The organism is Lawsonibacter sp. OA9 (assembly GCF_022440585.1).
In genome coordinates, this window is sequence record NZ_JAKNTI010000022.1 from 205733 (window position 1) to 229498 (window position 23766).

Here is a 23766-nt window from a genome sequence, read left to right on the forward strand (position 1 = left end):
AATAAATATCCTCCAATTCTTATAGTTTGATCCATTCAGGCCGCCGCTTCCGATAGACGGCAAAGCGATGGAATCCTGTTTCACGAAGGAGGGCCACAGCCTGGGAGATGCCGCGTCCCACATTTCCGGGGGAGTGGGCGTCAGAGCCGGTAGTGACCAACTCGCCCCCCAACTGATGGTAATGTCTAAGGATGGGGCGCCAATCCTCCACCTCCCGGCCGCCGTGGGTGTTGACCTCGATTGCCTTCCCGTTTTGGATGACGGCACGGAGCAGCTGGTCCAGCTGGTCCCCATACCGGTCCAAGGTGATGTGCCAGCCTGCTCTGCCGTTCATATAGCGGAGGGGATAGATAATATGGCCCAGGGCGTCGTAGCAGTCCAGCCGGGTCAGAGCCAGCATACTGGCGAAATAGTCATCCAGCGTGGTGTAGCACGACTCCTCGGAGCGGTAGTCCAAATAGAAAAAATCTCGACCTCCCGCCTCTGGGCTCAGATTGTGGATGGAGCCGATGACAAAATCCAGGGGGGCGGCGGCCACAAGAGCCTCAGCCCGGCCGGGGTCCGTATAGGCCCCGCCCAGCTCGAGGCCCAGCAGCACCTTCACCTCGCTGCCGCCTTTGTCACGGGCCCGCCAGTATTGGTCCAAGATGGGCGTCCAGTCCCAGCCGCCCAGAGGAGCTCCGTTTTCGTCCTGCAGGTCACAGTGGTCGGTGGTGCACAGCTCCCGGAGGCCGGCCCTGCGTGCCGCCCGGACCATGTCCTCCAGCCGGGCGGTGCTGTCCGGTGAACAGCAGGAGTGCGTGTGGTAGTCTGTAAGATACATGGCCCACCTCCTTCTCCCCTATTGTAGTGCCTTTCCCCTGTTTTTGCAAGGGGGAAGGATGGAAAAGCGGGCCCTCCGGGCCCGCTTTTCCCATTATTTTCGGACAGGAACATGCCAGATCTCTCTGGCGTAGTCGCTGATTGACCTGTCGGCAGCAAAGAGGCCGGAACGGGCGATGTTGATGAGGGACATCTGATTCCATCGCTGGCGGTCGGCATAGGCCTCCAGCGCCCGCTTGTGAGCCTGGCAGTAGCTAGAGAAATCGGCCAGCAGCATATATTCGTCCGCCATAGAGCCCCCAACGCCAAAGAGGAGGCGGTCGGTGATGCTGCTATACGACACATGGTCGTCAAAGCCGGCGGCAATCTGGTCAATGACCCGCTTCAGCCCATGGTCCCGCTGGTAGAGGTCCAGGGAGCGGTAGCCCTCCCGCTTGCGCTGGTTCACCTGCTCGGCGGTCAGGCCGAAGAGGAAAATATTTTCGTCCCCCAACTGCTGATGCATCTCCACATTGGCGCCATCCAGAGTACCGATGGTCAGTGCGCCGTTCATCATGAATTTCATGTTGCCGGTGCCGCTGGCCTCCTTACCGGCGGTGGAGATCTGCTCGGACAGCTCACTGGCGGGCATCAGCTTCTCCGCCAGGGACACCCGGTAGTTCTCCAGGAAAACCACCTGAAGCTTATCCTTGCAGACCGGGTCCCTGCTGATTTGGGCTGCCAGGGAGTTGATGAGCTGGATGATCTCTTTGGCCACATGGTAGCCGGGAGCCGCCTTGGCGCCAAAGAGGAAGGTCTGGGGGGTGAAATCCATGTTGGGATTATCCCGCAACTGCTGATACAGATAGACGATGTGGAGGACATTGAGCAGTTGTCGCTTATACTCGTGGAGGCGCTTGACCTGGACATCGAAGATGGCGTCGGTGTTCAGGATAATGCCGGATTCCCGTGCCACATAGGCGGCAAAGCGGCGTTTGTTCTCCCCTTTGATGGCCTCCAGCTGCTTCAGCACGGACTTGTCGTCCTTGCAGTTCTCCAACTTCCGAATGGCCTCCGGGTGGATGAGGTACTCGTCTCCTCCGGAGCAGTCCCGGATCAGGGCGTCCAACTTGGGGTTAATTTGAGACAGCCAGCGGCGGTGGTCAATGCCGTTGGTCACATTCTTGAACTTACCCGGGGCGGCCAGATAGGCGTCATGGAATACCTCCCGTTTCAGGATATCGGAGTGGAGGGCGGAAACGCCGTTGATATACTGGCAGGCACAGACGCACAGGTTGGCCATGCGCACCTCGCCCCCCCAGATGATGGCCATGTGGGCGATCTTGCCCTGGTCGCTGCCGTAGCGCCGCTCCAGTTCCCCCTGGTAGCGGTGGGCGATCTCCTTCAGGATCTGCCACACACGGGGGAGCAGGCTCTCAATCAAGGCCTGGGGCCACCGCTCCAGAGCTTCGGCCAAGACGGTATGGTTGGTGTAGCACACGGTATGGGTGACAATATGCCATGCCTCGTCCCAGGAATAGCCCTCCTGGTCCAACAGGATGCGCATTAGCTCCGGGATGACCAGGGTGGGATGGGTGTCGTTGATCTGGATGACATGCTTTTCATGGAAATTGTGGAGGGTGCCATACTGGGCCCGGTGCTTGCGGACAATGGACTGGACCGTGGCGGATACAAAGAAATACTGCTGCTTCAGGCGCAGGGATTTCCCCTCGTAGTGGTTGTCGTCGGGGTAGAGGACCTTAGCGATGACCTCCGCCATGGCCTGCTGCTCCACAGCCTTGAGATACTCGCCCCGGGAGTAGAGGGACATATCCACCGGGACCGGACTCTTGGCGTCCCACAGGCGCAGGGTGTTGGTATGCCGGGTCTGGTAGCCGGCGATCTCCATGTCCCGGGGAATGGCCAGCACGGCGGTATAGCCCACATGTTCAGGGTGGTTGACGCCGTTTTCATCCCATCGGTCCTCAATCTTTCCGCCGAAGCGGACCTCCTCCGTCTCATCCAGCTTGGGGATGAGCCAGGCGTCCCCCAGACCTAGCCAGTTGTCCGCCAGCTCTACCTGCTTGCCGTCGATGATCTTCTGCTTGAAGATGCCCAGCTCGTAGCAGATGGAGTAGCCGGTGGCGGGGATCTCCAGGGTGGTCATGGAGTCCAGGTAGCAGGCGGCCAGACGGCCCAGGCCGCCGTTGCCCAGGCCGGCATCGGGTTCCTGCTCAAATAGATCGGCGGCGGAGAAGCCCAGTCCCTCCAGCGTCTCCTTGAGTGTATTCAGCAGCCCCAAGTTATAGGCGTTCTTCTCCAGAGAGCGGCCCATGAGGAACTCCAGGGACAGGTAGTGGACCTGACGCCGCTGCCCCTCCCACACCTGGTTGCCCGTTTCGATTTGATGGCGGGACATGATGTCCCGGAGGACTAGGGCACAGGCCTTGAACATATGGTTGGGGGTGGCCTCTTCCACAGTGCGGCCGAAGTTGCGCTGGAGCTTACCGATAATCATCTCGGTGAGCTGGGCCTTGGTATATTCTGCCATAGAGAGCCTCCTGTAATATCAAAATCGGTGCTTCCGCACGCAGGAAAAATTGCAAAAAGCGGTCTTTGCCCAGCCATTGTATCAGGTTTGGGCAGGAGCGTCAATGGGCAGAAACGCCCAAGATATGGGCGTTTCCGGGGATTTCTCAACATTTTTCATAAGAAAAGATGCCTTGTAAAAATCGATGGGCCCCGGACGCTATACACATCGTCCGGGGCCCTCTGATTATGTCAGACAGAGCTGTCAGCCGAGGATGCGCTGATAGATGTCCAGATACTGCCTGGCCGAGTTGTCCCAGGAGAAGTCGGCAGTCATTCCCTCTCTTTGCAGAGCCCGCCAGGCCTTTTTGTTGCTGTGGTAGAGGTCTACGGCCTCCCGCAGCACCCAGACCATGTCCCCCGCGTTGATGTTGGCAAAAGTGAAGCCACGGCCGGTCCCATCAAACTTGTTGTAGGGGACAACGGTGTCCTTCAGGCCGCCAGTCTCCCGAACCACAGGGATGGTGCCGAAGCGCATGGCGATCATCTGAGACAGGCCGCAGGGTTCGGAGACCGAGGGCATCAGGAACAGGTCGGCTCCGGCATAGATCATGGTGGACAGAGGGGCGGAATAGGTCAGTTGGGCGGCGAAGCGGCCGGGGTACTGACTCTGAGCGTGGCGGAACGCCTCCTCATACTGCCAGTCGCCGGTGCCAAGCACCACCATCTGCACGTCCAGGCCCATGATCTCCTGAAGGGAGTCTGTCACCAGGGAGAAGCCCTTGTGGCCAACCAGACGGGACACGCAGGCGATGATGGGCACATCAGGATTCTCCTGAAGGCCAACGGCCTGCTGCAGGGCCTGCTTACACTGGTTCTTGCCCTTGACCAAGGCGCGGGGGGTAAAGTTGGCGGCAAGGCCAGGGTTGGTGGCTGGATCGTAGAGGTCCACATCGATGCCGTTTAGAATGCCCTCCAGCTTGCCGCTCTGCTGATTGATGACCCCGTCCAGCCCATGGGCGTAGAAGGGAGTGCGCAGCTCCTGGGCATAGGTGGGGGATACCGTAGTGACGAAGTTGGAGGCCATAATAGCGCCCTTCATCAGGTTCACGTCCCGATGGTAGGCCAGCATCCCCTCGTTGAGATAGCTCTTGTCCAGACCGATGACATCCTGAAGGACCTGGTCGCCGTAGCGGCCTTGGTACTCGATGTTGTGAATGGTAAAGACGCTCTTGGTCCCTCCCAGTTGAGGGATGCGGTATTTCTCCTCCAGCAGATAGACGGGGACGAGGGCGGTCTGCCAGTCGTTGCAGTGGATGATATCTGGGGCCCAGTCCAGCTGTCCCGGAGTTTCGATGATAGCCCTGGAGAAGAAGGCGAACCGCTCGCAGTCGTCGAAATGTCCATAGAGCTGCCAACGCTTGAAGTAGTATTCGTTGTCTACAAACCAGTAGGCGACCCCCTCCCGCTCCAGCTGGAAGATGCCACAGTAGACCTGCCGCCAGGACAGGGTGACATTGAAGTATTTGAGAAAGGTCATCTGTTCCCGCCACTCCTGGCCGATGCCCTCGTACAGAGGAAGGATGACCTTGACCTCGTGGCCCTCCCGGGCCAGAGCCTGGGGCAGGGAGCCGGCCACATCGGCCAGTCCGCCGGTCTTAATAAAGGGAGCAACCTCGGAGGAGGCAAATAGGATCTTCATAGACGATTCCTCTTTTCAAAAGATTCAAACTGGAGTGGATGAAAGAGACGGTCATACCACCGAATTTTTGGCGATGGCCAGGGGATATGTAGCGTGGCCCATGAGCATCCGGTCCTCATTGATCACCACGTTTTTGTCCGCGATGACATAGGCCAGAGAAGCTCCGGCTTTGACCACCGTACCCTGCATCAATACGCTGTTGGACACCTTGGCGCCCTTTTCTACAATGACGCCGCGGGAGAGGATGGAGTTTTCCACCACGCCCTCAATATAGCAGCCGTCGGCTACCAGGGACTGGACCGCCACCGCGTCGGGCCCGTAGTAGGTGGAGGGGTTGGACTGATCCTTGGTGCGGATGGGGCGGCTGATGTTGAACAAGTCAGCGCGGACCTTGGGATCCAGAAGATCCATGGAGTGCTGGAAGTAGTCGCTTACAGACTGGAAGCGGGCCACATAGCCCTGGTGGATGTAAGGCATCATCTTCAAGCTCTTGAGCCGGGGGCGCAGGACACCTCGGCTGAAGCTGTGGATATCGTGCGCGGAACAGTACTCTACCATATCCAGCAGCAGCTGCTTGGACAGGATGTACACCTCCAGGGACTCCAGGGCCTGGTCCGCAGTAGTGGGATGGATGGACAGATCCGTGATCCGGCCCTCCCCGCTGACCTCCACATACTCCGAAAACTGAGGAGCCCCTTTCAGGGTGGGGGTACACACCATAGTCACGTCGGCCCCGGAGGCGATGTGCTGCTCCAGTACCTGGGCCACGGGCAGGTTAACAGCGATATCGCCCCAGCCCATGATAACATAGTCCTGGCGGATATTCTGAAGATATCCGGCTACGCCGGCCAGAGCCTCCATGTTGCCCCGATACTCGCCGCCTCCCTTGCCCTGATATCCGAAGGGGGGCAGGATGCGCAGGCCGCCGTGTTTGCGGGACAGGTCCCAGTCCTTCCCGGTTCCCAGGTGATCCAGCAAAGACTGATAGCTCTCATGGACCACCAGCCCCACGTCGGTGATACCCGCGTTGACATAGCTGGACAACATGAAATCGATCAGGCGGTACCGCCCGCCAAAGGGCAGGGAGCAGGTGTTGCGGGGCCTGGTCAGCTCTCCCAGATTGGCGTTAGAGCGATAGGCGAAGAGAATGCCGTGGAGATCATTCATGCCCGATCACCTCCCTTCACCGCTTCCCGAACCATGGCGCCGGGGGACACCACAGCCTGTTCCCCCACGGTGACGCCGCTGGCCACCACGGCGATGCCCCATTTGGGATCATCGTTGGGAGCGGAGCCCACTACGGCGCCCGCCTCAATGACGGCAGCCTCTGCCACAATGGCGTAAGACACCTGGGCTCCGGCTCGGACCACCGCCCCTGGCATGAGGATGGAGTACTGAACGCTGGCTCCTTCCTCTACAGTGACAGAGTGAAACAGTACAGAGTTCTCCACCGTCCCGTCCACCCGGCTGCCGCCGGTCACCAGAGAGTGGGAGATGTGGGCGTTGGGGCCTGTGACATGGGGAGGTTTCACGGGAGTTCTGGCGTAAATGGGCCAGTCTGGGTCATACAGGTCGATGCTGTTCCGGGGGGCCAGCATATCCATGTTAGCGTCCCACAGAGAATTGATGGTGCCAACATCCTTCCAGTAGCCGTGGAAGCGGTAGGCCATCATCACCTCGTTGGCGGCGAGCATGTTGGGGATGATGTTCTTCCCGAAGTCGTTGGTAGAGGCCGGGTCAGCTTCGTCGTCAATGAGGTACTGCCGGAGCTTGGACCAGGTGAACACATAAATGCCCATGGAGGCCAGATTGCTCTTGGGTTGGGCCGGCTTCTCCTCAAACTCGTAGATCCGGTCGTTTTCGTCCACATTCATGATGCCGAAGCGGGTGGCCTCCTCCATCGTGACCTCCAGGACGGAAATGGTGCAGGCCGCCCCGGACTTCTTATGCAGGTCCACCATGTCGGCGTAGTTCATTTTATAGATGTGGTCACCGGACAGGATGACCACATACTCCGGGTCATACAGGTCCAGAAAGCCAATGTTCTGGTAAATGGCGTTTGCCGTACCCTTGTACCAGGTGCCCTGGTCGCCCTCCCTCATATAGGGGGGGAGGATGTGTACGCCGCCGTCAGACCGGTCCAGGTCCCAGGGCTGCCCGTTGCCGATGTAGCTGTTCAGCTCCAGGGGACGGTACTGGGTCAGGACACCGACGGTATCAATGCCGGAGTTGACACAGTTGGACAGGGGAAAATCAATGATGCGGTACTTGCCCCCAAAGGGGACGGCAGGTTTGGCTACATGGCTGGTCAGAGCGTAGAGGCGGCTGCCCTGGCCGCCGGCCAGCAACATGGCCACAACTTCTTTCTTCATGCTGTTCACCTCTTGTCTGTTTCGAGCGCGGGGGAAGGAAAACGTGAAATCAGGGTGCGGAGCTCTGGAATTTCCAATCAGTGCTTAGGGCTTTTCCCGGCAGGGGTCTTTTTCCCCCTGGTGGGAGCCTTTTTTTCTTTGGCTGGCGCTTTTTTGCCTTTGACAGGGGCCGCCTTCTCGGCCTTTGCCCCCTCCTCTTTGTCTGCCTTGGACCTGCGTGCCGGATTTTTCCGCACACAGCGGTAGATGACCGCCGACATGGGAGGCAGGTCGATAACCAGGGACTGCTGCTGGTCATGGCAGGGGACCTTCTCAGTTTTAAGCGGTTCCTTGTCCCCCAGTCCCTGGCCGCCGAACTGCTGGTCGTCGGTGTTGAGGACCACGGCCCACCGCCCGCCGAAGGGGGCGCCTACCCGATAGCCGTCCCGGTGCTCCGGGGAGAAGTTGCACACCACAATCAAAGGGTTGCCCTTTTTGTCCCACCGGAGGAAGGAAATGGTGTCGGCTTGATTATCATCGGCACATAGCCACTGGAAGCCCTGCCAGGAGTCGTCCTGCTCCCACAGGGGGGGCTGGGAGAGGTAGAAGTTGTTGGCCGTTTTGAAAAATGCCTGGGTCTGGCGGTGGGGCTCGTACTGGAGCAGGTGCCAGTCCAGGGAGTACTCGTAGTGCCACTCGTTCCACTGAGCCAGCTCTGCCCCCATGAAGGTAAGCTTTTTCCCCGGATGGGTCAGCATATAGGTATAGAAGGCCCGGACTCCGGCGAATTTCATGGGGTTGTCCCCCGGCATCTTGCCAAAGAAGGAGCCCTTCATATGGACCACCTCGTCGTGGGACAGGGGGAGGATGTAATTCTCAGAAAAGGCGTACATCAGGGAGAAGGTGATATCCCGGTGATTGTACTGCCGGAAATAGGGGTCCAGCTTGATGTAATGGCAGATGTCGTTCATCCAGCCCATGTTCCACTTGAAGTTGAACCCCAGACCCCCGTCATGGACGGGCTTGGTCACCTTGGGCCAGGCGGTGGATTCCTCGGCGATCATCAGCACATCGGGATGGGCGGCAAAGACGGCGGTGTTCAGCTGCTGGAAAAACTCGATGGCCTCCAGGTTCTCCTTGCCGCCGTGGATGTTGGGCATCCAGACCCCGTCCTGTCGGCCGTAGTCCAGATAGAGCATGGAGGACACCGCGTCTACCCGCAGGCCGTCCATGTGATACTCCTCCAGCCAGAACATGGCCGAGGAGAACAGGAAGGAGCGGACCTCGTTTCGCCCATAATCAAAGACCTGGGTGCCCCAGTCCGGGTGCTCCCCCTTCCTGGGGTCGGCATACTCATAGGTGGGGGTGCCGTCAAAGTGATATAGCCCAAAGGCATCCCGTGGGAAGTGGGCCGGGACCCAGTCCATGATGACCCCGATACCCGCCTGGTGGAGTTGGTCAATGAGATACTTGAGATCGTCAGGGGTGCCGAAGCGGCTGGTAGCGGCAAAGTATCCGGTGCATTGATAGCCCCAGGAGGCATCCAGGGGGTGCTCGGTGACCGGCAGGAGCTCCACATGGGTGAACCCCATCTCCTTTACATAGGGTACCAGATAGGAGGCGATATCCCGATAGCTGAGGAACTCCCCCTCGCCGGTGCGCCGCCAGGAGCCCAGGTGACATTCATAAATATTCATCGGGCCGGTATAGGGGACATATTTGGACCGATACTCCAGCCAGGACTGGTCGCCCCACTGGTAGGCGTTCTCCCACAGATCATAGATCTTGGTAGACACATCGGGCCGGGTAGCGGCGTGGAAGCCGTAAGGATCGGCTTTGCCCACGAAGGAGCCGTCCTCTTTATGTATGGCATACTGATAGGCGTCATAGCGGCGCAGCCCTGGGACAAACGCCTCCCAGATGCCGCCCTCCAGCTTAGTCATGGGGGTGGCTTCCAGGTCCCAGCCGTTGAAGTCGCCGATGATGGTGACCTTAGGGGCGTTGGGGGCCCACACCCGGAACAGATAGCCCTCTCTGCCGGCCTCATCCTCCGCCGGGTGGGCGCCGAAACACCGCCACGCATGGGTGGAACGTCCCTCTGAAAATGCCTCCAATTCCAAAAACAAGTCAAAAGAAGACAAACTTCCCTGATATTTCAACATTTTTTCACCTCAAAAATAAGTGCTTCTGCCGCCTATCGGCCAAAGTAACAATATTAAACGGATAGTTTGATAGTATATTTATATAAATTATACAACAGCGGTAGTGCCACGTCAAGTAAAATAGAGGTAAAGCCTCCCATTTTCTTTCAATATTCTCGCCGCTATGTAGGGTCGGGCAAATAAGCCCGGCCTGGTTCAGCGCGCCATGAGCAACTGCCGTAGCAGCTGGCCAAAGATGCCAGGGACAGTAAGCCTGTCCACCTGTTGCGCGGAGACGATGGGAATGGTGTCCCGCAGCTCCCCGCCCACATAGACCTCCATCTGCCCCAGAGTCTGACCCTGGTCCACAGGGGCTTCCACGTCCTGAGCCACGGTCAGCTGGGTGGTCACCTGGCTCTCCTCCCCCTTGCGGACCAGCAGGCGGCAGTCACGATTGAGCTGCGGCTGGACCTGCTTCACTGTACCCAGGAGCACATCTACCGGAGCCAGGGGGGCGTCCGGGTACACATCCACCAGGGCATAGTTGGCAAAGCCATAGTCCAGCAGGGCCTTGGCATCGTCAAAGCGCTGGGCGGTGGTGGGGGCCTTCATGACCACGGCGATGAGCTCCATGCCATCCCGCTCCGCGGTAGCGGACATACAGTACAACGCTGAGTCGGTGGAGCCGGTCTTCAGGCCGGTGGCTCCCTGGTAAAAGCGGATGAGGCGGTTGGTGTTGGTCAGGCCGAAGGCGCCGTTTCGGATGGAGTCCATCCAGATGGTGGTGTACTCCCGGATGGAGGGATGGTTCAGAATGAGCTCCCGAGACATGAGAGCGATATCATGGGCGGAGGTCTGATGTCCCTGGGCGGGCAGCCCGGTGCAGTTGAGGAAGGTAGTGTCCGCCATCCCCAGCTCCTGGGCCCGCTGGTTCATCAGGGAAACAAAGGCCCCCTCACTGCCGGCCAGATGCTCGGCCAGAGCCACAGCACAGTCGTTGCCGGACACAACGGTGACACATTTGATCATCTCGGCCACCGACATCTGCTCCCCTTCCTTTAGATAGACTTGGGAGCCGCCCATTCCAGCGGCATAGGCGGAAACGGTGACGGTGTCGTCCAGGGCAATCCTGCCGCTGTCTACCGCCTCCATCACCAGCAGAAGGGTCATGATCTTGGTGACACTGGCGGGCTCCAGCTTCTGGTGGGCATCTTGCTCATAGAGGATGGTCCCGGTCTCCTTCTCCATCAGGATGGCCGAGGGGCAGGACAGGGATAGTCCCGCATCCTCCCCCACAGCAGCCGCGGGAAACAGGCCGGCGAGCAGCAGGACAGCCAGAAAAATCGTGGACAAGCGTTTCATAAAAGGTTCCTCCTGATCCTTCATTTGTCGGTAAGGTCAGGATATGGAGAGAGAAACTTTTCTATACAGAGAGAAACTGCGGTATTTTTTTCTGGCTGTTCACTTATTACCATAGCGCATAGAGACGGCAAGATGTGTCGAAGGCGGGCGAAAGGAGCCTGGAATGGTAAATTTTGGATTTTATTGCCTCTGCCGCTTGTCCACACGCTTCTGCGGATCAAAATTTTTCTCCCCCATTTGCATTTTCGCTCACATTCGATATAATACTGATGAGAAAGAGGGAGGGACGCCCCGTGTTTGGAAAAAAGAAAGAAACCCAACCCAAGGCCCCCACAGGGGACAGTCTTGGCATTTACATCCACATCCCTTTTTGCCGCAGCAGATGTGACTACTGCGACTTCTACTCTGTGGCCGGTCGAGAGGACCGGATGGACAGCTATCAGAAGGCACTGCTGGCCCACATCAAAGAGACAGCTCCCCTGGCCCAGGGGATCCCGGTGGACACGGTCTATTTCGGCGGCGGTACCCCCAGCTTCTTTGGGGATAAGCGGCTGCGGGAACTGCTGGGAGCCATTCAAAAGCAGTTCCAGCTTACCCAGGACGCGGAAATCACTCTGGAGGCCAATCCGGACAGCGTGGATGTCCGGGCCCTGCGTCGCCTCCGCAAGGCAGGCTTCAACCGACTTTCCTTAGGGATGCAGTCCGCCTGCCCAGCGGAGCTGGAATCGGTCCACCGCCCCCATACCGTCCAGCAGGTAGACCAGGCGGTGGCTGCGGCTAGGAAAGCTAAATTTAAAAACCTGTCCTTGGACCTGATCTACGGATTGCCGGGCCAGACCATGGACAGCTGGAAGGCCACAGTGGAACACGCCCTGTCCCTCATTCCCCAGCACCTGTCCTGCTATGGGCTGAAGGTGGAGGAGGGCACGCGGCTGGCCGCCCGGGTGGCGGCGGGGGAGCAGCTGCCCGACGACGACGCCCAGGCGGACCTGTACCTGTGGACCGTGGGCCGCTTGGAGCGGGCCGGTCTGCCCCAATATGAGATCTCCAATTTTGCCAAGCCCGGTATGGAGTCCCGGCACAACCTGCGCTACTGGCTCACCCGGCCCTATATCGGATTTGGGCCCGGGGCCCACTCCGACTTCGGCGGACGGCGCTACTCCTTTGTCCGGGACCTGGACGGATATATTGATGGTGTGCTCCGCGGGGGCAGCCTCATCGACAGCGAGGAGCTGATTCCCTGCCGGGAGCGGAGCGGGGAGTATCTGATGCTCCGCCTGCGTACCGCCCAGGGCATCGAGGAGTGGGAATACCGGGGAACCTATTTTATGGATTTCGCCCCCCTGGAGGCCCGGTTGGAGCAGTTTTGTGATAAGGGCTGGGCGGAGCGGACGGCGGAGGGCCGCTGGCGGTTGACGCCCCAGGGCTTTCTGCTGTCTAACCAGCTCATCGGTGATTTGTTGGAGCGGCAGGAGCAGTCCGAACTGTCTGACCTGCTGCCTCGGGCCCGACAGCAGTTTACCAAGCGAAAGGGGGAGTAAGGACCCAAGTTCGTCAAAAACAGACCGTTTTTTTTGCGCCATCAGACAGCCCAAAGGCCATTTTATGAGACCGCTCTGTATTTTTTTACAATTCGAGGCCGGCTATGTAAAATCTGTTGCTACTCGGATATAATAGTGCTATAATATATTTGTTTTATAGCGCCCTGGTGAAGATACAGGGCTTTTTTTGACTTACATATGGCCGTTTTGGCCGTATAATCCATAAATTCCACCATTTGGAGCAAAAGAGGGTGCAATATTTGACCAAGTATCAGATCCGTGGCGGAAGGCCCCTGCACGGTACTATCGAAATCAGCGGCGCCAAAAATGCCGCTGTGGCTATCATCCCCGCCGCTCTGCTGGTAGATGGGGTGTGCCGCATTGAGAATATCCCTCAAATCAGCGATGTGACCCTGATCCTCCAGATCCTGCGGGAGCTGGGGGCGGATATAAAGACTGTCAACCGCACGACTGTGGATGTGGACTGCTCCCACATCCGCAACCGTCAGGTCCCCTATGAGCTGGCGCGGAAGATCCGGGCCAGCTATTATCTGGTCGGGGCTCTCCTGGGCCGCTTTGGCTGGGCGGAGGTACCTCTGCCCGGCGGCTGCGATCTGGGCGGCCGTCCCATTGATCAGCACATCAAAGGCTTTGTCTCCATGGGGGCCGAGGTGGACGTGCGCAACGGCCTGATCTACGCCCAGGTGCCCGGCGGCGGCCGTCTGGCTGGGGGACAGGTGTACCTGGATATGGTGTCCGTGGGCGCGACCATGAATATTATGCTGGCTGCGGTCCTTTCCGCCGGCATGACTGTGATTGAGAACGCCGCAAAGGAGCCCCATATTGTAGACCTGGCCAACTTTCTCAACTCCATGGGCGCCGACATCATGGGCGCCGGTACTGATGTCATCAAGATCCGGGGTGTGGAGCGGCTGCGGGGTGGCTCCTATTCCATCATTCCCGACCAAATTGAGGCGGGCACCTATATGGCCGCAGTAGCTGCCGCTGGGGGCGAGGTTTTGATCAAAAACGTCATCCCCAAGCACCTGGACTGCATCACCGCCAAGCTGGTGGAGATGGGGGTAGAGGTGGAGGAGCAGGACGACGCGCTGCTCATCCGCCGGAATGGCCCCATCAGCCGGGTCAATGTGAAGACCATGCCCTATCCTGGCTTTCCCACTGACATGCAGCCTCAAATCGCCGCAGTCCTGTGCCTGGCACGGGGGACCAGCGTTTTGACAGAAGGAGTATGGGAAAACCGCTACCGCTATGTGGATGAGTTCCGCCGCATGGGCGCCCAGATCCAGGTGGATGGAAAAGTAGCCGTTATTGAAGGGGTGGAGGCACTGACTGGGGCGCCGGTCCATGCCTGCGACCTGCGGGCGGGGGCCGCCATGGTCATTGCCGGACTGGCCGCACAGGGGGTCACGGAGATCGACAGCATCCATCATATCGAGCGGGGCTATGAAACTCTTGTGGAGAAGCTGGCCGCTGTGGGCGCCGAGATCCAGACCGTCACCGTGCCTGACGAGGAGAGCCAGCCACAGGTAGGATAAGCAGCACCGCATCAGGAATTAGGAGTTAGAAATCAGGAGCCGGTCTATGGTCCCATTCCTGATTCCTCATTTCTAATTCCTGATTTTTTGAGAGGGATCTGATTTGCTTACATTTACAACACTGGCCAGCGGCTCCAGCGGCAACGCCGCCCTGGTATCCTGTGGAAATACCCATGTACTGCTGGACGCCGGGATATCGGCCAAGCGCATCACCGCCGGGCTAAAGTCATTGGGCATAGCGCCCGAAGCTCTGGCCGCCGTCCTGATCACCCATGAGCACCACGACCACATCAGCGGGCTCCAGGTGCTGACCAAGCGGTTCCGGCTCCCCGTTGTCACCTCCGGCCCCACCGGACGGCAGCTTTGCTACCGTGTCCCATTCATGGACGACCTGATCCGACAGCAGGAGCCTGGAACCGGCATCCAGCTAGGGGATCTGTGGATAGAGTCCTTCCCCATGCCCCATGACGCGGCGGGCAGCGTAGGATACTCTATCACCGGCGGCGGCCATCGGGTGGTACTCTGCACCGACCTTGGCTATGTCACCGACCAGGTGAAACAGGCCGTCCGGGGCTGCGATCTGTTAGTGTGCGAGGCCAATCACGACGAGGACTGGGTCCGCTCAGGCCCGTATCCTTACCACTTGAAGGCCCGCATCCTGGGGGACCGGGGCCATCTGTCCAACGAGGCGGGGGCGGAACTGGCCGCTCTGGCCGTGGAGTCTGGCACCCGGCAGGTGGCGTTGGCCCACTTGTCCGCCGAGAATAACACTCCCTCCCGAGCCCGACAGACGGTCTGCCGCCGCCTGTCCGCCATGGGCTGTGACCCGGAGCGGGACATCGCCCTGTGGGTGGCCCCCCGGAGCGAAATGGGGCCGGTGTGCCAGCTGAACCGGGAGGAGGCTGTCCTGTGCTGAGTATATATCTAGTCTGTATAGGCAGGCTGAAGGAGAGGTTCTACCAGGATGCCTGCGCTGAGTACTTAAAGCGGCTGTCCCCATACTGCAAGCTGACTTTATTGGAGCTGCCGGAGGAGCGACTGCCACAGTCCCCATCCCAGGGGCAGATCGATGCCGCCTTGGAGAAGGAGGGACAGGCCATCCGTTCCAAGCTCCCCCCCAACACCAGCCTCGTCTGCCTGTGTGTGGAGGGCAGGCTTCGGTCCAGCGAGGAACTGGCCTCCCTGGTCCAAACCTGGGAGCACAACAGCGCCAAGCATCTGGCCTTTGTCATCGGAGGGTCCTTTGGGTTGGCGGAGAGCCTGAAGGCGGAGGCTTGGGTGCGCCTGTCCATGTCCCCCATGACCTTTCCCCACCATTTGGCACGGGTTATGGTGCTGGAGCAGCTCTACCGGGCCTTTAAAATCAATGAGGGTTCCAACTATCATAAATAAAAGAGAGGGAGGCGCTGCCGTTGGGCAGCGCCTCCCTCTTTCTTAATATTTGAATCGAATCTCTGAAGCCACTGTGCCGCTTCCCCCAGTGTCAGGCCGGAGGCCTTGTCCGCGGCCGTGGGACCGCCAATCAAATACCGGCGCTTCATGGCGGCTATGGCAGCCTGAGCTGCTGACCCACATAGATACGGTGGGGATTGGAGAGGATGTCCCGATTCCGGTCATAGATCTCCTGCCAGCGGCGGCCGTCCCCCAACTGCCGCGCGGCGATGCTCCACAGGCAGTCCCCTTTCTGGACCGTATAAGTCCGGTCCTGGGGCTGTGTTCCTGTCACTGGCTCTGGTTCTGACACATCGGACAAGATGGTAATGCGGTCCTGTCCGGCGGGGTCCTGATAGGCCGCGCCTACCAGCCCGTCCAGCTCCTCTGCCACATAGCCGATAAGGGCCTGGTTGTCCAGCATGGTACAGTCCTTCAGCAGTCGGTCGTCCTGGAACATGGAAAAGCCGTCTCCTCCAGACTTGATCATATAGTTGTGAGAGGCCACAGTATATACCTGGTCCAGCACCAGGGGCTGGCCGCCCACCTTTACGTCGGATACCCGGTAGGATCCCTCCACCCGCTGAAACATGCCCTTGTCTGACAGAACCACCGAGGAGGGAGTGGAGGGATCCAGGGTATAGGTCAGGCCGGACACCTGAAGGAAGCCGCCGCTGCTTTCCGGATAGCGGCTGGCCCCCAGCTCCAGGGCATCCAGAATGTCCTGCCCGGTGGTCTCGACCAGGCACAGCTCGTTCCCATAGGGCTGGACGGAGATCAGCGACCCATAGGTGATATCGCCAGCCGCGACATTGGCCCGGATGCCGCCCCCGTTAGCAAAGCCTATATCGGCGCCCATCATCGTCCGGTAGGCGTCGGCCACCAGGTCCCCCAGATTGGTTTCCCGGACACGGACAGCCCAGTTCCACTGGTCAGCCTCGGTGGCCATCAGATCCGCGGCCGCAGTGCCGACCACCCGATTCAGCTGGACCTGGAACTGGCTGCTCAACTGGTCCAGATAGATCTGTGTCTCCTGGTCTGCCGGGACGCCCTCCCCCTCCAAGGGCAGAAGCTGGGTGGAGATCTCCCCAGTATCCGGGTCCAGGATCAGACAGCCCAGGCTGGCCAGCTTTGTTCCGGTCTGAGTCAGAGGGATAAGCTGGCCGTCCCTGTTGGCCGCATGCTGCTGGTATACCTCGTGGGAGTGCCCGTCGATGACCGCGTCGATACCAGTGGTGCTGGCGATCAGGGCGGCGGAGGTCCACTCCTCAGTAATACCCTCTATGCCCAAGTGGGCCAGCAGGATCACATAGTCCGCTCCGCCGGCGGTCCGCAGGGAATCCACGGTCTGCTGGATATCCTCATAGAGCGCCAGGCCGCCGTCCCCTTCTGAAAATGTGTAGACATAGTTTCCCTCTCCGTCCTGAAAGTGGGTGGGATCGGATTTGGTCAGGGTCTCCGGTGTGGTGACTCCAACGAAGGCGATGCTTGTATCCCCACATCTGGCCATATAAGCTCCGGGCAGCACAGTGGTCCATCCGGCGTACGCATCTCTTCCCTTCCAATTTTCCGACAGGTAGAGGTACTCCGCCTGATTTTGCGCCAGGTCCAGAAACACGTCCATGCCATAGTCAAACTCATGGTTGCCTGGGATGGCCAGATCATAACCCACGAAGTTCATCATGTCCACTACACTAGCCCCCTGGGTCAGTGTGGCGATGGGGCCGCCCTGAATGGCATCGCCAGCATCCACCAGAAACACCCGGTCGGCGCCGTACTCCGCCTCAAGCCGCTTCTTATAGCCGGCCACCGCGGGGTAGTGGTCCAGGCTGGCATGGACATCGTTGGTATGGAGGATTACAATGGGTCCCTCCTTGTCAGGCCCCGCCGCCAGGGAAGGGACGACCAGCCCCAGCAGCAGAACGGCAAGCAGGCAAAACCGGCACAGCTTCTTCATAGGATGCTCCTTTCTCTTATCATATCCCCGTCAGGTCAAAGGGTGGGGTGTATTCTTCCTTAGCCGAGGTTCGCTCCTGGGTAAAGCCCGCCAGACCTAGATTTTCCATATATTCCAGAGCTGCCCGCATCTCGCTGGTCCGTAGCCGGCGGCTGATCTCTGGATAGCGTTCCAGATCCCCCCAGGGAGTATACTGGCTCATCAACGAGAAAAGCACCGTCCCCGGCGCAAATTCCGCAGATATCCAGTCCATAACCGCCTTGGCTTCGCCCACCTGACCGGGCAGGATGAGGTGGCGGATAATCGTCCCACTTTTCAGCAGGCCATCCCCGTCAAATTGACAGGGACCCGTCTGCCTTACCATCTCCCGGAGGGCAGCGACAGCTGCTTCGGGATAGTCCGGCGCCCCGGAATACCGGGCGGCCACTCCGCTGTCCAAATATTTCAGATCGGGCAGGTAGATGTCTACCAACCCCTCTAGGGAACGGAGTGTATCCACCCGATCATACCCTCCGGAGTTCCAAACCACGGGAATGGGCGGCCGCCAGTTTTCCAGCAGCTCTCGCAGCGTATGGGCGTAGTGGGTGGGGTTGACAAAGTTCAAATTGTGTGCCCCCTGGTCCGCCAACTCCTGACAGATGTCCCGCAGGCGGGCCATCGTCACCGGCTTTCCGAAATCCTGATGGCTGATTTTCTCATTTTGGCAGAACACACAGCCCAGGGAGCAGCCGGAGAAAAAGATGGTCCCCGATCCTCTGGTGCCGGAGATTGGGGGCTCCTCCCAGTGGTGGAGAGCCGCCCGAGCCAAAACCGGCAGAGCAGGCATCCGACACAGTCCGTCTCCCCGTGTGTCTGTACGGAGCGCCCCGCAGCTCCGGGGGCATTGGGTGCAGAGCATAGAACACCTTCTTTCTCAAAATCAAGGGTTGAGCTTCCGCCCAAATTCAAAACCGGCCCAACTGGTCAGCCACGACCTGGGCAAAGCTTTGAAACGCATTGGGTATGGCGTAGATATCCCGCAGTTCCCGCCGGTCGGCCCAAACCCAGCCTTCCGGCAGATCGGCGCTGCCCAGCTCCCCACCCATGGCGGTCATATGCCACTCGATGTGGGTAAAGATGTGCTTTCCAGCGCCCAGCCGCTCCAACGGCACCGTATCCAGGCCCCAGGAGGCTGGCCAGTCCGTGCCGTCCGCCAGCTCGTTGGGATATTCCCACAATCCGGCCAACAGTCCTCTTGGCCCTCGGCGGCGAAGGGCCACCCGGCCCTGGCAGAACAGGAGATAGACAGTCCGTACCTCCACCTTCCGTGCCTTCTTTGCGGCTTTGACGGGCAGCTCCCCTGTCCTCCCCTCCTGAAAAGCACGACAGAAGGGGGCGGCGGGGCACCGCTCGCACAGTGGCGCGCCGTTGGGCAGACAGACCGTGGCCCCCAGCTCCATCATGGCCTGGTTAAAATCTCCCGGTGCCTCCAGAGGAATGATTTGGGCCAGCGCCTGTGTCACCTTCCTCTTCATGGCGGGCGTGGTAATGTCGCTGCTATCTCCACAAACGCGGGCTGCCACCCGCAGTACGTTGCCGTCCACCGCGGGTACAGGCAGGTGAAAGGCAATGGATGAGATGGCTCCTGCCGTATAATCCCCAACTCCGGACAGGGCCCGGATTTCCTCATAAGTATTTGGGAATACCCCGCCATGAGTCTCCATGATCTGGCGGGCGGCCTTTTGTAAATTTCTGGCCCGGCTATAATAGCCCAGTCCCTGCCACAGCTTCATCAGCTGATCCTCCGGCATGGCGGCCAGGTCGGCCACAGCAGGGGCGGCCTCCAAAAAACGGCGATAGTAGTCCAATACCGCGGCCACCCTGGTCTGCTGGAGCATAATCTCTGAGATCCAGACCCCGTAGGGTGTGGGATCACTTCGCCAGGGCAGGACCCTGGCGTTTTCCCGGTACCACACCAGCAGCGGGATAACAAGCTGTTCCAATTCCTTCAAAGCAGACCTCCTGGCGCAAGATTTCTCCCCCTGATTATACTCCGGTTTTTGGATGCGGGCAACGGGAGAAATTATAACCTTTTCGTAATGTTGAGTATAACGGATTTGGGGATGGCAATTTCCAGGGCCCAGTGGTAAATTAATTGCAGGACAAGGGTTAAAAATTTAACGATATTCGGTGGCCGCTCTTCCGAATGTCGGGAAAGTCCTTTCGTCCTAACATTCCTTTTTCATCCATCCTTCCAGATCAAACCACAGAGGGACGCCTGTATGGGCGTCCCTCTGTGGTTTGATTGTTCATTTCTGGGCAGTCAATTGGTCCAGAGCGGCAGCGGTCTCCAGGACCAGGTCGTTGCAGAAGTCCTTGCGGTCCTGGCTGTCTGGATCAGAAAATCCGCTGATCAGCACACCGCAGGCGGTGTCCCCGCGGCGCTTCTGAAATTGTTGGATAAACGCTGCGGCCTCCTCCTCGCTAAATCCCATGGCACCCAGCACCAGCAGGGCGCCGGATAGGGCCCCGCAGGTGCCGCCGTGGCGCATTCCCTTCCCAAGGTGGGCCCCCAGGGCATAGGCCTGCTCCTCAGTCATGCCCAGCTCCTTACAGAAGGGAACCAGGATAGACTGACCGCAGTTGTAGTGGGGCTCCACAATGGCCCGCACCTCTTTCACTCGCTCTATGTGGCTCATTTCTATCTCCCTTTCTCTTTTATTTGATCTTATCCAGTACCATCTGGTCATACCGCAGATACTGGTATCCGCTCTTCTCATATAACCGGATAGCCCCCTGGTTGATCTGGGTCACCTCCAGGCGGAAACGCCGGGCAGCGGGGTATTCCCGCTCCAGCCAGGCCATAATCTCCCTGCCTAACCCCTGTCCCCGGAAGGGGGCGGCTAAAAATATCTCCTCGATAAAAACGCACCTGCCCCCCACCTCGGCGGAGTAGCACTGGGTCACATAAATATATCCTGCCGGCTCCTGGCCCTGGTACACCAGGATTCCCCGGAGCAGGGGTTCGCCGGGGTCCACAGCGGCCTGGAAGGACCGCTCCAGGATCTCCCGTTCCACGGGGTGATCCACCGCGTCCGATTGATAGAAGGTCTCCACCATGGGCAGGACCAGGTCCCGGTCCTGTATGGTCATGTTACGAAAAGTCAGCATAGTATCTCTCCTAGTTGAAAATATCAGGGGTAGCGGCAAAGAGTTGCCGCACCCGCTCCAGCACAGGCCGGTCCTCCGGAGCAGACAGCTCCGGGTCCTCCTCCAGCAGCTGCTTCGCCGCCTCCTGGGCCAGATTCAGCAGCCTCATATCCCCAGCCAGGTCAGCAATCTTCATCTGGGGCAGGCCATGCTGCCGGTTGCCGAAGAAGTCGCCCGGCCCCCTGGCCTTCAGGTCTTCCTCCGCGATCTTAAACCCATCTGTGGTGGAGGCCAGCGTCCGCAGCCGGGCCATGGACTCCGGATTACGGGTAGCGGTGATGAGGACGCAGTAGGACTGGTGCCTGCCGCGGCCCACCCGGCCCCGCAGCTGGTGGAGCTGACTGAGGCCGAAGCGGTCAGCATTCTCCACAATGATGAGAGAGGCGTTGGGCACGTCCACCCCCACCTCGACTACGGTGGTGGATACCAGCACCTGGGTATCTCCTCGGTGGAAGGCGGCCATCACGGCCTCCTTTTCCCGGGACTTCATCCTGCCGTGAAGGAAGTCCACCTTCAGATTGGGGAACACCTGCTCCTGGAGCTGGACAGCGTAGGTCTTTACCGCCTTCAGGTCCATGGGCGGCGAGGCTCCCTCACGGGCGGCGAGGGCCAGTTCCTCTTCAGATCGCTCCTCTACCGCCGGACAGATGATATAGACCTGCCGGCCTTCCTGGACTTGCTTGCGGACAAATCCATACATCCGCTGGCGCTTATCCTCACGAACCACAAAGGTCTCCACTGGAGTCCGTCCTGGCGGCAACTGGTCAATAACAGATATGTCCAGATCCCCATATACGATCAGAGCGAGGGTACGGGGAATGGGTGTGGCGGACATGACCAGCACATGGGGGGGCCTGTCCCCTTTGGCTGCCAGCGCAGCTCTCTGAGCGACGCCGAACCGATGCTGCTCGTCAGCCACCATCAGCGCCAGGTCCCGAAACTCCACCCCGTCCGAGATCAGGGCGTGGGTACCCACCACAAAGTCGATGTCACCAGAAGCCAGTGCTGTCCGGACCCGTTTTTTCTCCGCCGTCCCCATGGAGCCGGTGAGCAGAGCCACTTGGACTCCGGCCGGGGAGAGCAGGCTGGACAGGGATCTGGCGTGCTGCTCGGCCAGTACCTCTGTGGGGGCCATCAGGGCGGCCTGGTGACCATTTTTCACTGTCAGCCAGGCCGCATAGGCGGCCACCACTGTCTTCCCGGAGCCCACATCCCCCTGGACCAGCCGGTTCATAGGGCGGCCCTCGGCCATGTCGGCGGCCATTTCTTCCATCACCCGGCGCTGGGCCTGGGTGAGTTTAAAGGGGAGCAGGGCCCGAAACTCCTCCAAAGGGCAGGGCAGGATGGAGCAGCCGGAACACTCCCCCTCCCGTCGCCCCTTCAGGAAAGACAGCCCCACGGAGAAATAAAACAGTTCCTCAAAGGTGAGCCGTTTCCGGGCCAGCTCCAGGGCCTCCTCGTCAGCGGGGAAATGGATATTCTGGACAGCAAATTGGGTGGAGGCCAGCCCCTGCTCCTGGCGGATGCGCTGGGGCAGGGTATCCGCCAGGCTGTCGGCGCACGGGAGGACCTGCCGTATCAGGGAGGCCATCAGGTGATTGGAGATCCCCGCAGTCAGCCGGTAGATGGGCATGATGCGGCCGGTAAAGGACTGGCTGTCCGCCCGCTCGAAGATGGGATTGACCATGGCGCGGCGGCGGCCCTGCTCCTCGACAGTGCCGAAGAAGATATATTCTTCCCCGGCCCGGAGGGCTTTCTCTACATATCCCTGGTTAAAGAAGGTGAGGTGAAGGGCTCCGGTGTGGTCCACCACCTTCAGCTGGACCAGCTCCAGCCCCTGGCGGATGCGGGCCTTCCGCGGGTGCTCCGCCGCCATGGCGGCCACACATACCCGCTGTCCCACAGGGGCCTCCCGCAGAGTATATATCTTCCTCCGATCCTCATAGTCCCTGGGATAGTAGGTCAACAGGTCGGCGGCCTGGGCCAGCCCCAGCTTGGCCAGCTTTTTCGCCCGCGCCTCTCCCACGCCGGCTAACTGGGTAATGGGTGTATCCGGACCGACGGCCATCTCTGTCCCCCCTTTTCCGGAATATTCTAACAAATTATTTTATCATAGAACACGATGGGAGTAAAGGCGAAGAATGTCTTTTGCCCCGTCTTGCGGCGGGGGACAGAGTGTGGTATGATGAATGTAATTCTTCTAAAATCGTTTTCTTCCCTCTAAGGAGAGAATACTATGTCTGAATATATCCTAAACCTCCTTCCGGTTACAGAGGCAGAAAAGGCGGAGTTTGAGGCCATCGCACCAGATGCCGTTCATGTCTATGCTGGCCGAAGGACACTCACCTCGGAGCAGATTGCCCAGGCTACCGTTATCCTGGGCTGGCCCAGGCCCAAGGACATAAAGGGGGCGGCCCGCCTCAAATGGTTCCAGACCATGTGGGCCGGCACCGACGAGTACGAGGGGGAGGGCATCCTGCCCTCCGGAGTCATCTTCACCTCCTCCAGCGGCTCCAACCGCCAGTCGGTGGCCGAGCATATCCTTTCCTTCACCCTGGCCCTCTGCCGCCGCCTGCCCACCTACCGGGACGCCCAGAGGGACCACCGCTGGGAGGACCACGGGGCTATGAAGACCATCTTTGGCGCCAACGTCCTGGTGGTAGGGGCTGGAAACATCGGCGCTACCTTCGCCGCGATGTGCCGGGGGCTGGGGGCTCATACCATCGGCTTGAAGCGTACAGTGAACGGCCCCATTGCCGGATTTGATGAGGTATTTTCCATCGACCACTTGGACGACCTGCTGCCCCAGGCGGACGTGGTGGTGCTGGTCCTGCCCCACAGCGCCCAGACTGTCGGGCTTATGGATGAGGGCCGCCTGTCCCTGATGAAGGAGGACGCTATTCTCATCAGCAGCGGGCGGGGCTCTGTGCTGGACCAGGAGGCCCTGGCTCGGACCATGAAGGGAGGCAGGCTATGGGGTGCTGCCCTGGACGTGACCGAGCCCGAACCCCTTCCCACCGACAGCCCACTGTGGGATATTCCTAATCTAATCATCACCCCCCATGTGGCCGGAGGGATGCGTCTGGAGTTGACCCGCCGCGTTTGTATCCAGATGGCCCAGGATAACCTACGGCGCTATCTGGCGGGAGAACCGCTGAAAAACCGAGTCCGATGAATATAGAAAAGGGGCCCAACTCCCAGGAGTT

At 59.6% G+C, this 23766-nt stretch carries 18 protein-coding genes; 5 read left to right on the top strand and 13 right to left on the bottom strand.

Annotation, left to right across the window (positions count from 1 at the left end):
* Nucleotides 1–19: 19 nt before the first annotated feature.
* From MCG44_RS01940 to MCG44_RS01970, 7 genes are all read right to left on the bottom strand, one after another.
* Nucleotides 20–823, bottom strand: coding sequence for a histidinol-phosphatase HisJ family protein (locus MCG44_RS01940; RefSeq protein WP_240286523.1), 804 nt, complete (start codon nt 821–823; stop codon nt 20–22).
* 93 nt (nt 824–916) lie between these two features.
* The gene (locus MCG44_RS01945) at nt 917–3352 is read right to left on the bottom strand and encodes a glycogen/starch/alpha-glucan phosphorylase (protein WP_240286524.1); all 2436 of its coding nucleotides are present in this window, start codon (nt 3350–3352) and stop codon (nt 917–919) included.
* Nucleotides 3353–3595: 243 nt separating this feature from the next.
* Nucleotides 3596–5032 (bottom strand): glycogen synthase GlgA, encoded by a 1437-nt coding sequence (glgA, locus tag MCG44_RS01950; RefSeq protein ID WP_147572370.1) that lies wholly within the window; start codon nt 5030–5032, stop codon nt 3596–3598.
* A 51-nt stretch (nt 5033–5083) separates the two neighbouring features.
* Nucleotides 5084–6199 carry a glucose-1-phosphate adenylyltransferase subunit GlgD gene (gene glgD / locus MCG44_RS01955; protein WP_147572369.1) on the bottom strand — a complete coding sequence of 372 codons (1116 nt, stop codon included), beginning with the start codon at nt 6197–6199 and terminating at the stop codon, nt 5084–5086.
* A complete protein-coding gene (locus MCG44_RS01960; protein WP_147572368.1) occupies nt 6196–7404 on the bottom strand; it encodes a glucose-1-phosphate adenylyltransferase in 1209 nt (402 codons plus the stop codon). The genes glgD and MCG44_RS01960 overlap by 4 nt, the downstream gene beginning before the upstream one ends.
* A 77-nt stretch (nt 7405–7481) precedes the next feature.
* On the bottom strand, nt 7482–9545 hold the full coding sequence (gene glgB / locus MCG44_RS01965) for a 1,4-alpha-glucan branching protein GlgB (protein ID WP_240286526.1): 2064 nt from the start codon (nt 9543–9545) through the stop codon (nt 7482–7484).
* Between the two features lie 195 nt (nt 9546–9740).
* Nucleotides 9741–10886 (bottom strand): D-alanyl-D-alanine carboxypeptidase family protein, encoded by a 1146-nt coding sequence (locus tag MCG44_RS01970; protein WP_186852857.1) that lies wholly within the window; start codon nt 10884–10886, stop codon nt 9741–9743.
* Nucleotides 10887–11179: 293 nt separating this feature from the next.
* Between MCG44_RS01970 and hemW the strand changes: the two genes are divergently transcribed.
* The 4 genes from hemW to MCG44_RS01990 all read left to right on the top strand — a co-directional run bounded on the left by hemW (nt 11180) and on the right by MCG44_RS01990 (nt 15375).
* Entirely contained in the window at nt 11180–12427 is a 1248-nt protein-coding gene (hemW, locus tag MCG44_RS01975; RefSeq protein ID WP_240286528.1) for a radical SAM family heme chaperone HemW, read from the top strand.
* A gap of 260 nt (nt 12428–12687) precedes the next feature.
* A complete protein-coding gene (locus tag MCG44_RS01980; RefSeq protein ID WP_147572364.1) occupies nt 12688–13983 on the top strand; it encodes a UDP-N-acetylglucosamine 1-carboxyvinyltransferase in 1296 nt (431 codons plus the stop codon).
* 103 nt (nt 13984–14086) lie between these two features.
* A complete protein-coding gene (locus MCG44_RS01985; protein ID WP_240286530.1) occupies nt 14087–14899 on the top strand; it encodes an MBL fold metallo-hydrolase in 813 nt (270 codons plus the stop codon).
* Nucleotides 14893–15375: a 23S rRNA (pseudouridine(1915)-N(3))-methyltransferase RlmH gene (locus tag MCG44_RS01990; protein WP_240286532.1), complete on the top strand. Its 483-nt coding sequence runs from the start codon at nt 14893–14895 to the stop codon at nt 15373–15375. Before MCG44_RS01985 ends, MCG44_RS01990 begins: the two co-directional genes overlap by 7 nt.
* A 154-nt stretch (nt 15376–15529) precedes the next feature.
* Here the strand turns inward: MCG44_RS01990 and MCG44_RS01995 are convergent, their stop codons facing one another.
* The 6 genes from MCG44_RS01995 to recG form a co-directional block, all read right to left on the bottom strand.
* A complete protein-coding gene (locus MCG44_RS01995) occupies nt 15530–17371 on the bottom strand; it encodes a 5'-nucleotidase C-terminal domain-containing protein (RefSeq protein WP_240286533.1) in 1842 nt (613 codons plus the stop codon).
* A gap of 19 nt (nt 17372–17390) precedes the next feature.
* On the bottom strand, nt 17391–18269 hold the full coding sequence (locus MCG44_RS02000) for a 4Fe-4S cluster-binding domain-containing protein (protein WP_147572361.1): 879 nt from the start codon (nt 18267–18269) through the stop codon (nt 17391–17393).
* A gap of 46 nt (nt 18270–18315) precedes the next feature.
* Nucleotides 18316–19362: an A/G-specific adenine glycosylase gene (gene mutY, locus MCG44_RS02005; protein WP_186852861.1), complete on the bottom strand. Its 1047-nt coding sequence runs from the start codon at nt 19360–19362 to the stop codon at nt 18316–18318.
* A gap of 297 nt (nt 19363–19659) precedes the next feature.
* Nucleotides 19660–20049: a C-GCAxxG-C-C family protein gene (locus tag MCG44_RS02010; RefSeq protein ID WP_240286535.1), complete on the bottom strand. Its 390-nt coding sequence runs from the start codon at nt 20047–20049 to the stop codon at nt 19660–19662.
* 19 nt (nt 20050–20068) lie between these two features.
* Complete coding sequence (locus tag MCG44_RS02015; RefSeq protein WP_240286537.1) at nt 20069–20521, bottom strand: GNAT family N-acetyltransferase; 453 nt, start codon at nt 20519–20521, stop codon at nt 20069–20071.
* A gap of 10 nt (nt 20522–20531) precedes the next feature.
* Entirely contained in the window at nt 20532–22628 is a 2097-nt protein-coding gene (recG, locus tag MCG44_RS02020) for an ATP-dependent DNA helicase RecG (protein WP_240286539.1), read from the bottom strand.
* 168 nt (nt 22629–22796) lie between these two features.
* On the opposite strand from recG, the gene MCG44_RS02025 reads away from it, so the two are divergent.
* Entirely contained in the window at nt 22797–23735 is a 939-nt protein-coding gene (locus MCG44_RS02025; protein ID WP_240286541.1) for a D-2-hydroxyacid dehydrogenase, read from the top strand.
* The last annotated feature ends 31 nt before the right edge of the window (nt 23736–23766 follow it).